This window comes from Micromonospora yasonensis, from assembly GCF_026013475.1.
Taxonomy (GTDB): domain Bacteria; phylum Actinomycetota; class Actinomycetes; order Mycobacteriales; family Micromonosporaceae; genus Micromonospora; species Micromonospora yasonensis.
This window is the reverse complement of the sequence record NZ_JAPDPH010000225.1, coordinates 1-11,565: the sequence shown is the minus strand read 5'-3', so window position 1 is coordinate 11,565 and position 11,565 is coordinate 1. Positions and strand designations below refer to the sequence as shown.

The window sequence follows — 11,565 nt, the reverse complement described above, 5'->3', positions numbered from 1 at the left end:
AGCCTCTGCCAGGAGCTGGGCGACCGCGCCGAGGAGGCGGCGATCCGGCTGATCGCCGCCCGGCTGCAGGGCCGGCGGGCCCGCCGCGGCGCGGAAGGCGCCGAGCAGAAGCTGCGCCGCTGCGGGGTACGACTGGACCCCGGCGTCGCCGACGGGCTCACCGCGATCACCCTGCGGGTGCCGGCCGTGGTGGTGCACACCCTCGGCGACTTCCGGGTGTTCCGCGCCGGCACGGTCGTCCCGTACCGCGAATGGCAGTCGAAGAAGGCCCGGGACCTGCTGAAGATCCTGGTCGCGCACCGGGGCCGGGCGGTGCCCCGCAGCCGGCTGATGGAGCTGCTCTGGCCGGCCGAGTCCCCGTCGCGGACGGCGAACCGGCTGTCGGTGCTGCTGTCCACGCTGCGCCGGGTGCTCGGCAGCGGCCGGGGCGACGGGCCGGGCGCGGTGCTGGCCGACCGCAGTTCCGTGGCGATCGACCTGAACGTGGTCGACGTGGACGTCGAGGCGTTCCTGGTCGCCGCCGGGGAGGCCCAGGCCGCACAGCGCGCCGGGCACCCGGACGCGCCCCGCCTGCTGGCCCGCGCCGACGAGCTCTACGGCGGGGACTTCCTCGCCGACGACCCGTACGAGGACTGGGCGCAGCCGTTGCGCGACGAGGCACAGGTCGCACACACCAGCGTGCTGCGGGCACTGGTGCAGCACGCCGAGGACACCGACCAGAAGCTGGTCTACCTGATGCGGCTGGTGCACCGCGACCCGTACGACGAGGACGCGCACCTGGAGCTGGTGCAGGTGCTGCGGTCGGCGGGACGGCACGGGGAGGCCGAGCGACGCTACCGCGCGTACGCCGAGCGGATGCGGCAGCTGGGCATCACCCCGGCCGACCGGCCCAGGCCGGACGTGCCTGTCGCCGTGCCGCCGCCCCGCCGGCCCGCCCCGGCCGAGACGCACCGGACGCCGGCCCGGCCGGCGCCGGCTTGGCCGACAGAGGTCAGGCCCGGGCACGGGCCGCTGGCGGCACCCCGGATGGAGCCGCCCCGGCGCGCCCTGATCCACCGTTCGGCCTGACCGGTGCCCGCGCTCCACATGGCCGCCGGCCACCATTCCGGTTCTCACCATGAGCCAGCGGGCCTGTACGCGCCTAATATTGACATGCTTGACTGTTATTCCACGGGGATCGTTTCGTTGTCGCCCTCGGAGGTGGACCGTGGTCCCATCAAGCCCACATGCGACCCGAACCACGCCCGCCCGAATGCTCGCGTTCCTGAGCGCAGTCCTGTTGTCCGCTGTGGCGGCGATCGGGTGGGCGGCTCCCACGCCGGCGGCCGGCGTCCAGCAACGCCAGGATGTGGGGATCTACGGCTCGTCGTTGTTCGCCGTCAACATCGACCCGAGCAACGAGGCTGCCTGGCAGCAGTCGCAACCCGGAAGGCTGGCCGGCGAAGGATTCAAGGGCGTCCGGTTCGTCTCGCGTCAGTGGATTCAGCCGCGGATCGACGCGCTGAAGGGCGCCGGGCTCAAGGTCATGGCGATCATCACCAGTGAATCCGGCGGCTACGTGCCGTGGAACGCGGACTTCATCCAGATCGGTAACGAGCCGGACGACCCCGGCACCTACCTGTCTCCGTCCGCGTACGCCGACATGTGGGTCTTGTACCGCAACACGTATCCCCAGTTCGCCGGTCGCTTTGTGATGGCGGGTCTGGCTTCCGGTGGACAGAATGCCGTCAACTACGCCGCCGCGGTGTTCGCCGCGATCGGTGGGCGCGCGCCCCTGCCCGACATCGTCGCCATCCACCCGTACACGAAGACCACCTCGCAGGCGGCGGGTGACTTCGACATGATGTGGAACCGTTTCGGCCGTCCGGTGGTGGCCACCGAGTGGCACAACGAGGACGACACCTGGAACTTCCAGTGCATGCTCGCCGGCCGATCGAGCGTCTGGAACTCGGTCTTCGCCTACACCGACGCGATGGTCCCCGGCTTCGGCCTGCGCGACGGGGCCGGAAACCCCAAGCCCTTCTACTACTCGCTGCTGTCCGCCCCGGCGGACTGCCGGTGAGCGTCCTTCATGCCGGTCCGCTCACCGTGGTGGCGATGGGGCTTCCTCCGGTCGCCCCCGCGCCCGGGCGGCGTCGGTGGCGCCGATCCCGGTCAGGACCAGTGCCGCGGTGAGGGCGACGAGCAGGGGTGGCAGGAGGGCCATCAGCGGGGCGGCCAGGGCGAGAGCGAGGATGCCGACCAGCCGGGGGCGGGAGACCCGGGCGAACACCACGTACTCGAAGTAGGCGCGTCCGGCGATGAACAGGGCCGGGCCGCCGAGGATGATCAAGATCCAGGCGTCCTCGGTATGGCCGAGTGGTTTGGTGATGACGAGTTCGGAGCCGACGGCGGTGACGATGATGCCCAGGACCATGATCCCGTGGGTGAAGGCGGCTACCCGGCCGAGGTGGGTCGGGTTCTTCGATGCGGCGATGGCGTCGGAGAGAATCTGCCCGGCCCGGTAGAAGTAGATCCGCCAGAGCAGAACGGTGGTGGCGAAGCCGATCACGAACGCGGCGGTGGATTCCACGTCATACAGGCCCCTGGTATAGGCGACGGCAAGGGCCAGAACGGATTCACCGAGGGCGATCAGGAGGAACTGGCGGTATCGGTCGGCCAGGTGCTCGCCGGCGGCCGCCCACACGGTGACGCGCAGCCGCCCGAGCTTGGGCACCGGCCATCCGAATCTCGCCGCCAGGTAGTCCCCCGCGGCGGCGCCGAACCACACCCAGACCCGGGTCCCGTCGTGGGCGAACGCGCCGGCGAGCCACAGGACGCCGGTCAGCGAGAACCAGACAAGTTCGCGGGCGAAGGTCCGCCGGTGCTTGTGCCCGCGCAGGATGAAGACGAAGGCAACGGACCGGCCGACCTGAATGGCGACGTACGCCACGGCGAAGGCCACACCGCCGCCGCGGAACGCGCTGGGCAGCGCGGCCGACATGATCAGCACACCGAACATGGTCATGATGACCACGGCCTGCACCGGCAACCGGCGGGGGTCGAACCGGGCGGTGGTCCACGCGGTCAGGGTCCACACCCAGGTCAGCGGCATCAGCAACAACAGGGTCTGGCCCACCGACGGGAAGACGATCCATCCCTCCGCGACGCCGGAGCGTTCCAACTGCTCGGTGATGCGCACCGCGATTCGCGCGATGACGAAGACGAACGCCAGGTCGAAGAAGAGTTCCAGGAACGTCGCCTGCTGCGGGCTCTCCCCCTTTCTCAGCAGGTCAGTCCTGCCTGCCATCGTCGTTAGCCCACTCCGCCTCTGTGCCGACCCGTCAACCGGTCACACTGCCATGCCACGGGGGGGCGCATGCCGAACCAGGGCGGACTCACACCGACGAGCCGGAACGCCGACCACCGCGAAGGATCAGGGCCGGCGGTAGGTGGCCCTGATCGATGTCAACGGTAGGCGACCGCCCACCCCGGCGATCCCCCGGACGGTGGCACGTCAGCGTTGGGCCGGCCCGATGGCCACCTCGGCGAGGTAGACGCAGGTGCGCCCCTCGTGCGACGAGTAGTAGCTGACCCGCAGCAGGTCGTCGTGCCAGACCAGGCCGGGGTAGCTGGTGTCGCCGCCGGAGGGGAGGGTGACCAGCTCGGTCAGCTCGCCGCGCCCGGCGTCGACCGCGCAGATCGCGGTGCGCGGCCGGCCGTCGAGCAGGCGTACCCCGGCCACCAGCCGGCCGTCCGGCAGCCGGAGCAGGGCCGGTCCGCCCACCTGCACCCCCAGGTCCGTCCACTGCCAGTCCCGGTACGGCGGGCGGGCCCGGCCGAGTTGGGCGGTGGCGCTGTCCCGGTCCCGGCGCAGCAGGCACACGGCCGTGCCATCCGGCTCGAAGACCAGGCCCGACTCGTTCGGGTAGCCGGCGGCGAACAGGGTCTGCACGACCGGGTGCAGGTCGACCCCGTCGCCGCTGCGGTACAGCCGGACGAAGCGCGGCTCGCGGGTGGCGTAGCCGACGCCGTACATCGCGTCGGCGTGCCACACGGCTCGCCACAGCCAGACGTCCGGCTCGCCGACCGGCGTCGGCTCACCCCAGCGGTGGCCGTCCGGCGACAGCCACGCCATGGTGCGGAACGACTTCGTGGTCTCGCCGGTCACTGCGGCGGCGTACAGGTGCAGCCGGCCGTCGGGCCGGGGAACGAAGCGGGGGTCGCGCAGGTCGGTGCCGTCCCGGCGCAGCACCGCCGCGGAGGTCCAGGAACGGCCGTCCGGCGAGGCGAGCACCCGGATCACGCCGTCCCCGGAGAGGTGCGACGTCCCCTCACGGAAGGCGCAGTACCAGGCTCCGCCGTGCCGGACCAGGTCGGTGAAGGCGCTGTGCGGGGCGGTGTCGCCGATCCGGCTCACCGCCGTGACCTCGGCGTCCATGGTGCGGCCGATCGGTGGCGGGGTCATGCGCGGCGGCCTCCTGGGGCGTCCGGTCGGGCCGACCACGCTAGGGCCCGCGGCCGACGGGCGGGCGGCTCCGCGGCGAACGGTGGGCGAACAACTCCGCCCGGCCGATCCGAGGCTCACCCGCGCTGACCGCCCTCAGTGCCTCAGCTCAGGCGAGCGCCCCGGCGCGGGCGGTAGGTGAGATCGAGGCTGACGGGCAGGTCCGGCCTACCGAGGGCGTACCGGATGCGGGGCAGCGCGAGGGCTTCGAGCCGCTCGCGCAACGCGGCGATGTCGACGTCGGGATCGGCCGTGACGGCCAGCGCGAGGCGGGGGGTATGCGGGCTGCCCCAGAGCCTGGTGTCGACGTCGTCCACGCCCGGGCAGCCCTCGACTTCCACCTGCACGGCGGTGGCGAGCGCACCGGCGTCGACGACAGTCCGTCCGGCGGCGCCGTCGGTGCTGATGGTGATGCGCCGCTGGCTGGGTTCGGTGGTGATGACGGCGGCCAGCCAGCGCAGGCCGAGCAACGCGACGATCGCGGCGGCCACGGCCGCCACCGGCCAGAACCAGCCGCCATGGGCGCCGACGAAGCGCGCGGGCGGGTTGTCGAGCAGGTGTCGTCGGCTGAAGTCCCGGCCGTACAGGTCGGCACCGGCGAGGAGAACCGCGATGCCGGCGAGGAACAGGACCAGCGCGAGGATGGTGAGTAGGGTGCGGTTGCTGCGATCGCCGCGGATCACTGCTGCTCCTCCTGTCTGATCCGTACGGACAGGGCCGGTGCCATGGCCAGGCGCAGCGCGTCGAGGCGGTGCTGGGCGGCCGAGGCCACCGCGGCGTGCAGGGAGTCCACCGAAGGTGCCGCCCCGTCGTGGACCTCGGCGCGGACGCGCACGAGGTGCCGGCCGACCGTGACGTGGGCGTCGTGGACGCCGTCCACCTCGATGGCCGCGTCCCGCAGCGTCCGGGCCAGGCCGCGCCGGGTGATGGCGGCGTCGGTGGCGGAATCGACCGCCTGCAGCCGCAGCCGATCGGGCCGACGGGGGTTGAGCTGGGCGGCGAGCAGCAGCAGACCGATGACGGCGAGGCCCACACCGACCAGCCGTACGATCCCGCTGCCCCAGGTGGTGCCGGACGCCCAGCGGTAGAGGCCGGGCCAGTCCAGCACGATCGCCTTCGCCCCGACCGCGTAGGCGACGATCTCGATCAACACGAGTACGGCGCCGAGGGTCAGCGCCAGGCTCAGCAGGAACGCGAGCAGACGGTTGGCGATTCTCACCGGGGCCTCGATTCAGCGCACTCGGCGGCCGGGCGCCCGGTCGGTGACCAGGTCGGTGACGGTGATCCCCACCTCCTGAACCCGTAGCCCGGTCAGGTCCGACACGCGGGTCCGGACGCGGTCGCGGACCTGGGCGGTGACCTCCGGGATGGATGCCGGCCAGCGGACGCTGATGGACAACTCGATGCGGGTCACCGATCCCTCGATGTAGGCGGACGCGCTGGCGGCGGCATCCAGGTCGGCGCGGCGGATGCCGAAGCGGCCCGCGCCGGGCAGGGAGCGCCCGAAAACCCGCGGCGTCGCGCTACCCGCCTCGGCGATCTCCCCCGCCGCCCGCGCGGCGATCTTCTCGACCACCCGGTCGTGAATGTGCAGCCGGCCCAACTCCTCGTGCGCCGGCTGGCCTGGCCCGCCTGCCCCGGCACCGGTCACCGCGGTCACTGGCTGCTCCGCCGGCCCTGGATGTACGGGGCGAGATTGACCTCGCCGGCGAAGAACTTCGACACCGCGTAGCCGAGCGCCGCGAACAGCGCGACGATCAGCATCTGACCGAAGCTGCCGAATGCGAGGGCGAAGCCCAACGCCAAGCCGACGACGACACCTATCAACTTGATCATGCTGGCGCCTCTTCCCATGGTGCGGTACGGACTGCTGAACGGTGAACGCCGCCCGGCGGGCGGATCACGGGGTGTGGTTCGGGCGCCCGTCCGGCCGCCCGTCCGGCCCGGCCGGTGGCGGAATTTCCAGATCGGCGACAACCACGTCGACCCGACGGCCGGCAGCCAGGGGCAGCACCGCCGCCCGGACCTCGCGGGCGAGTTCTCGGGCCGTAACGCCCCACCTGCCCCGGACCTGGACCACCACGGCATCGGCGTCGACGGCCACCCCATCGACCCGGCGACCGGGCAGGTAGGTGGCACGGCCCCCCGCCCACCCCGTAGTCAGGCCCACGACGCCCGGACAGGCCCGGACCGCGGCCGCGACGGCGTCCACGTCGACACCGTCGACCACCGCGTGGCGCTGCCCAGCGGTCTCCGTCATGACGTCCGTGGCTCCTGCCGTTGGCCGTCCGACTCGGGCAGCTGCACGTCGTCAATGCTGATGTTGACCTCGACGACGTTCAGGCCGGTCATCCGCTCGACGGCCGTCTTCACGTTGCGCTGGATGTTCCGGCCCAGGTCGGCGATGCTGACCCCGTACTCGACGATGACGTCCAGGTCGATCGCAGCCTCGTTCTCGCCGACCTCGACGCCCACCCCCCGGGACACGTTCGGCCCACTGCTGCCCGGAATCCGTTCCCGGATGGCACTGAACGCGCGCGTGCCGGCGTTACCCATGGCGTGAACGCCCGCCACCTCCCGGCACGCCATCCCGGCCACCTTCTGTACCACGGTCTCGGCAATCATGATCTTGCCGTCTTCGTTGGTGAGCCTGTTCTGGCGGGCTGACTGGGTACCACCCGCGCGTCCAGCCTGCTCGGTTTTGGTCTCCTGACTCATGGGGCGCGCACTCCTCCGGCTGCTCGTCGATCCGGCGCGTTCAGACGCTCTCTAGCGTGCGGCGTCGTAGGGTCAGTCAGGCGCCTTTTGACCGGTGCGTACTCCTTTCGGAGCACGCACAACCTGCGTTACAGCCCGGGCGGGGTGGTGTGGAACCCGACGACCGTGCGCCGCGAGGGCTGAGCAGCGGGGATCTGGCAGCAGGCCCGGGGCAGCCACGGGTGGGGCTGCCCCGGGCCGCCGGCAGCTTCCACGGCCGGCGTCGTGCCCGGTACGACGTCAGGAGCCGGTGAGGATGACGAGTTGCTGGGTCGCTCGGGTCATCGCGACATAGCGGTCGACCGCTCCTTCGATGCCGTTGCCGAACGCCTCTGGGTCGATGAGGACGACCAGGTCGAACTCGAGCCCCTTCGCCAGCTCGGGGGTCAGCGACCGGACGCGGGCCGTTGCCCGGAAGGTGGGATCGCCGATGACGCAGGCGATCCCGTCGGCATGCGTGGCGAGCCAGGCGTCGAGGATCGAGCCCAGACCCGACGCGGACCCGTGTACGACGGGGATACCGCCGCTGCGGATGGAGGCCGGCACGTTGGCGTCCGGGAGCACGGCGCGGATGACCGGCTCGGCTTCCGCCATGACCTCCTCGGGCGTGCGGTAGTTGACGGTCAGGGAAGCCAGGCTGATCCGGTCGAGCCCCACCCGCTCCAGCCGCTCCTGCCACGACTCGGTGAACCCGTGCCTGGCCTGGGCCCGGTCACCGACGATGGTGAAGCTCCGGGACGGGCAGCGCAGCAGCAGCATCTGCCACTCCGCGTCGGTCAGTTCCTGAGCCTCGTCCACGACGATGTGCGCGAACGGTCCGGCGAGCCGGTCCGGGTCGGCGCCGGGCAGTGCGGTTTCGTCGACCAGGGCGTCCCGCATGTCCTCCCCACGCAGCATCGACATCACCTGCATGTCGGAGTCGTCCGTGGCGATCAGGTCGTCGACGACCCTGGTCATGCGCTCCCGTTCGGCCGCGACGGCGGCAGCGGCCCGGCGCTCGCGCCGCGCCACCTCCGGGTCGCCGAGCCGCTGCCGGGCCGCGTCCAGCAGGGGCAGGTCGGACACCGTCCAGGCCCGGGCGTCCTCGCGTTGCAGTCGGCGAACGTCGTCGGCGCTGAGCCATGGCGCACACTTGCGCAGGTACGCGGGCACCGACCACAGGTCTCCGACGAGGTCGGCCGCGTCCAACAGCGGCCACGCGCGGTTGAGGGCGGTGTGCAGCTCCTTGTTGCGCAGCAGCGACGTCCGGAGCTGGTCGGCCGGGACGTCGTCGTCGTGCCGGTCCGCCAGGATCGTGAGCAGCTCCTCGAGTATCTGCTCGCGCGCCTCGTTGTGGGGGGTACCGGGCTCTGGTGCGTCGAACGCGTCGGCCCAGTCGTCGGCGCTCAGCCGGATGTCGGACCACGGGGTCGTGACCGTCATCCCCTTGCTGGGCGGCTCCTCGTAGAACCTGACGGCCGCCTCGATCGCCTTCACCAGGTCGGCCGACGACTTCAGGCGGGCCACGTCCGGGTCGGCCTCGATCGTCGCCGAGGCTCCCTCCGGGACGAGGTCCCGCAGGGTGCAGGTCTGCACGCCCTCCTCGCCGAGGCTGGGCAGGACGTCGGCGACGTAGGCCAGGTAGGGCTGGTGCGGGCCGACGAACAGCACGCCGCCCCGGCGGTGACCGAGGCGCGGGTCGGCGTAGAGGAGGTAGGCGGATCGGTGCAGCGCGACGACGGTCTTCCCTGTGCCCGGACCGCCGTCGACGACGAGAGCGCCATGGGATCCGGCGCGGATGATGCGGTCCTGGTCGGCCTGGATGGTGCTGAGCACATCTCGCATTCGACTCGACCGGCTACCGCCCAGGCTCGCGATGAAGGCGGACTGGTCGTCGAGCGCGGCGTGCCCCGCGAACCCCGCCGCGTCGAACACCTCGTCCCAGTAGTCACTGATCCGGCCCCGGGTCCAGCGGTACCTGCGACGGCTCGCCAGACCCATCGGGTTGGCGTGGGTCGCGCCGAAGAACGGCTCGGCGGCCGGGGAGCGCCAGTCGAGCAGCAACCGACGACCCGTGCTGTCGGTGAGGCCGAGCCGTCCGACGTACACGGGCTCGGGGTTGTCTGCGCTGACCATGCGTCCGAGGCACAGGTCCAGTCCGAAGCGACGCAGGGCGCGCAGCCGAGCGGTCAGCCGGTGGATCTCCATGTCCCGGTCCAGCGCCGCCTGGCCTTTGCCGCCGGGCGCCTTACGCTCGGCCTCGAGGCGGTCGGACAGTCCGGCGATCGACTGCTCGAGGCTGTCCGCGATGGCCGCGAAATGCTGCTCGTCGTCGGCGATCAGCCTGGGGTCGGCCTTGGGAGAAAGGTGGTCGGGAAGATCAAACGCGCTGGCAGTCAGCGGGTTCACGTCATCAGCTCCGATCTGCGGCCGATTACAGGCAGGTGCGCGCGGCAGGGCGTCTCGCCCCGCCGGGGCGCGCATCCGCACCTCCGCGCCGAGCGCCGGCAGCCGTACCGCCCCGCGTGGCCCATACGCCGACAACAACGCGCACGTCGCGACTCCAATTTCGGCAAGTTCTGGCTTCGGCCGGCGATTCTGCGCCACGACCCGGGTCTTGCCGCAAGGCCCCCCGTGCGCTATATGTTGGTAGTGGCAGGGAGCAGGTCTCCCATCGGCCTACGGGCAGCCACCGACGAAAGTTCGTCAACCTCCCAGCAAGGCCGGCTCACATGTCGTCGAATGCCGCCATTCTCATGAAGCTCGACGTCGCGCCACATGAGCGCTGAGCGAAGCTCGCCGAAGGCCGCAGAGTCGCCCGGAACGCGGGAACGATCAACCCTGAACGCGGTGCAGAAACGGGTGCACATCTGCCGTTTCAGCAGCCTTGGTATTGGCACCCTTGATTGGCTTTTTGGCGTCGGCACGGTGCGTCCGACGACGACCGCCGGCGAAACCCGGACGGGCTCGGTCAGCGATGGCTCCATACTGTGTCCTTGAGAGTGAACGCAGACTCATGTACGCCACCGCCCGGGTACGGCAGGCGGTCAGGGGCGTCATCAGCGCCGCCGTCGCCTCCGACGTCGACTGCTCCCTGCCCACCCCACGACGACGCGTGGAAGGACCCTCATGACCAGTTCGGCACAGCCACCGGCGGGTGACAGCCCGACCGCCCGGCAGAAGCGGGTGTGGGACAAGGCCGCACCCACCTATGACAAGCAGATGGCCCTCGTCGAGAAGATCTGGTTCGCCGGTGGGCGCGAATGGCTCGGCCGGCGGGCCCACGGCCGCGTCCTCGAGGTCGCGATCGGCACCGGACTTAACCTGCCCCACTACCGGTCCGACACGTCCGTCACCGGGATCGAGCTGAGTCCGGAGATGCTGGTCATCGCCCGCGAACGCGCCACCGACCTCGGTCGTCCGGTGGAGCTGCGCGAAGGCGACGCCGAGCGGCTGCCCTTCGGCGACGCGTCGTTCGACACGGTGGTGTGCGCGCTGTCGCTGTGCTCCATCCCCGACCCCGCCGCCGCGATCGCCGAGATGTACCGGGTCCTGCTACCCGGCGGCACGCTACTGCTGGTGGACCACATCGCCAGCAGCTGGCCGCCGATCCGCGCCGCTCAGTGGCTGCTCGAACGAATCACGATCCGTGCGGCCGGGGAACACTTCACCCGCCGCCAACTGCCCTTGGTCCAAGCCGCCGGATTCCAGGTCACCGAGACCGAACGGCTCAAGGCCGGCACGGTGGAGCGCATCCTCGCCCGTAAGCCGGCCGCCCGCGAGGCAGCCGCATGAACCTCCCGCACGCCGGAGCGCCCGGACTGCAGCTCGGCGCGGGGCGCGAGGCCAATGTCTACGCGTACGGCGATGCCGCAGTGCTCAACGTGATTTAGCGAGGAATCCCGGTCCTTCAGCTTCAGGGCCGGGAGGAATCGCGTCACGAGCCAGGATGTTTCTGGTTTTCGATGTATTCGCGGATATCGGTGAGGGGTGCCCCACCGCAGGATCCGGCGAAGTACGAGGGTGACCACAGGTGGCCGTGCGTGATGTGCCGGTTGATCCGGTCGGTGAGTTCCTGCCGTAGGTAGTGTGCGGAGACGCCTTTGAGTCGGTTGACCAGGGTGGAGATCGGTAGTTTCGGGGTGAAGGCCCGCCGGCGTAAGGAAGGCCGGTTCGCGGCCGACGTCAACCATCGCATCGCCAAGCAGATCGTGACCGAGGCCGAACGCACCGGCCGCGGCATCGCCCTGGAAAACCTCACGGGCATCCGCGACCGGGTACGGCTCCGACGGCCCCAGCGGGTCACGCTGCACTCGTGGGCGTTCCACCAACTCGGCCAGTTC

The 11,565-nt window shown here is 71.1% G+C and carries 14 protein-coding genes; 4 read left to right on the top strand and 10 right to left on the bottom strand.

Annotation, left to right across the window (positions count from 1 at the left end; translation table 11 throughout):
• Together ONA70_RS30130 and ONA70_RS30125 are read left to right on the top strand one after the other, a co-directional pair.
• The coding region (locus tag ONA70_RS30130) for an AfsR/SARP family transcriptional regulator (protein WP_265009884.1) at window positions 1–1,068 on the top strand (1,068 nt) is incomplete at its 5' end.
• Window positions 1,069–1,252: 184 nt separating this feature from the next.
• Complete coding sequence (locus ONA70_RS30125) at window positions 1,253–2,062, top strand: glycoside hydrolase family protein (RefSeq protein ID WP_265009883.1); 810 nt, start codon at window positions 1,253–1,255, stop codon at window positions 2,060–2,062.
• A 21-nt stretch (window positions 2,063–2,083) separates the two neighbouring features.
• Here ONA70_RS30125 and ONA70_RS30120 read toward each other — a convergent pair whose 3' ends face one another.
• From ONA70_RS30120 to helR, 9 genes are all read right to left on the bottom strand, one after another.
• Window positions 2,084–3,289 (bottom strand): low temperature requirement protein A, encoded by a 1,206-nt coding sequence (locus ONA70_RS30120; RefSeq protein ID WP_265009882.1) that lies wholly within the window; start codon window positions 3,287–3,289, stop codon window positions 2,084–2,086.
• Window positions 3,290–3,496: 207 nt separating this feature from the next.
• The gene (locus ONA70_RS30115) at window positions 3,497–4,447 is read right to left on the bottom strand and encodes an exo-alpha-sialidase (RefSeq protein WP_265009881.1); all 951 of its coding nucleotides are present in this window, start codon (window positions 4,445–4,447) and stop codon (window positions 3,497–3,499) included.
• Between the two features lie 143 nt (window positions 4,448–4,590).
• Window positions 4,591–5,169 carry an alkaline shock response membrane anchor protein AmaP gene (locus ONA70_RS30110; RefSeq protein ID WP_265009880.1) on the bottom strand — a complete coding sequence of 193 codons (579 nt, stop codon included), beginning with the start codon at window positions 5,167–5,169 and terminating at the stop codon, window positions 4,591–4,593.
• A complete protein-coding gene (locus tag ONA70_RS30105; protein ID WP_265009879.1) occupies window positions 5,166–5,705 on the bottom strand; it encodes an alkaline shock response membrane anchor protein AmaP in 540 nt (179 codons plus the stop codon). Before ONA70_RS30105 ends, ONA70_RS30110 begins: the two co-directional genes overlap by 4 nt.
• 12 nt (window positions 5,706–5,717) lie before the next feature.
• Complete coding sequence (locus ONA70_RS30100) at window positions 5,718–6,146, bottom strand: Asp23/Gls24 family envelope stress response protein (RefSeq protein WP_265009878.1); 429 nt, start codon at window positions 6,144–6,146, stop codon at window positions 5,718–5,720.
• Entirely contained in the window at window positions 6,143–6,322 is a 180-nt protein-coding gene (locus tag ONA70_RS30095; protein WP_265009877.1) for a hypothetical protein, read from the bottom strand. Before ONA70_RS30095 ends, ONA70_RS30100 begins: the two co-directional genes overlap by 4 nt.
• 64 nt (window positions 6,323–6,386) lie before the next feature.
• On the bottom strand, window positions 6,387–6,746 hold the full coding sequence (locus ONA70_RS30090) for a hypothetical protein (protein WP_265009876.1): 360 nt from the start codon (window positions 6,744–6,746) through the stop codon (window positions 6,387–6,389).
• The gene (locus ONA70_RS30085) at window positions 6,743–7,204 is read right to left on the bottom strand and encodes an Asp23/Gls24 family envelope stress response protein (protein WP_265009875.1); all 462 of its coding nucleotides are present in this window, start codon (window positions 7,202–7,204) and stop codon (window positions 6,743–6,745) included. The genes ONA70_RS30090 and ONA70_RS30085 overlap by 4 nt, the downstream gene beginning before the upstream one ends.
• Window positions 7,205–7,483: 279 nt before the next feature.
• Window positions 7,484–9,706, bottom strand: a complete 2,223-nt coding sequence (gene helR, locus ONA70_RS30080; RefSeq protein ID WP_406601273.1) for an RNA polymerase recycling motor ATPase HelR — start codon at window positions 9,704–9,706, stop codon at window positions 7,484–7,486.
• Window positions 9,707–10,408: 702 nt separating this feature from the next.
• Between helR and ONA70_RS30075 the strand changes: the two genes are divergently transcribed.
• A complete protein-coding gene (locus tag ONA70_RS30075; RefSeq protein WP_265009874.1) occupies window positions 10,409–11,017 on the top strand; it encodes a class I SAM-dependent methyltransferase in 609 nt (202 codons plus the stop codon).
• A gap of 142 nt (window positions 11,018–11,159) precedes the next feature.
• On the opposite strand, the gene ONA70_RS37045 is transcribed toward ONA70_RS30075, so the two are convergent.
• Entirely contained in the window at window positions 11,160–11,420 is a 261-nt protein-coding gene (locus tag ONA70_RS37045) for a transposase (RefSeq protein ID WP_406601272.1), read from the bottom strand.
• Between ONA70_RS37045 and ONA70_RS30070 the strand changes: the two genes are divergently transcribed.
• Window positions 11,344–11,565, top strand: a 222-nt coding sequence (locus tag ONA70_RS30070) for an IS200/IS605 family accessory protein TnpB-related protein (RefSeq protein ID WP_265009873.1), incomplete at its 3' end; no start/stop codon positions are given. The two genes, ONA70_RS37045 and ONA70_RS30070, sit on opposite strands and share 77 nt — an antisense overlap.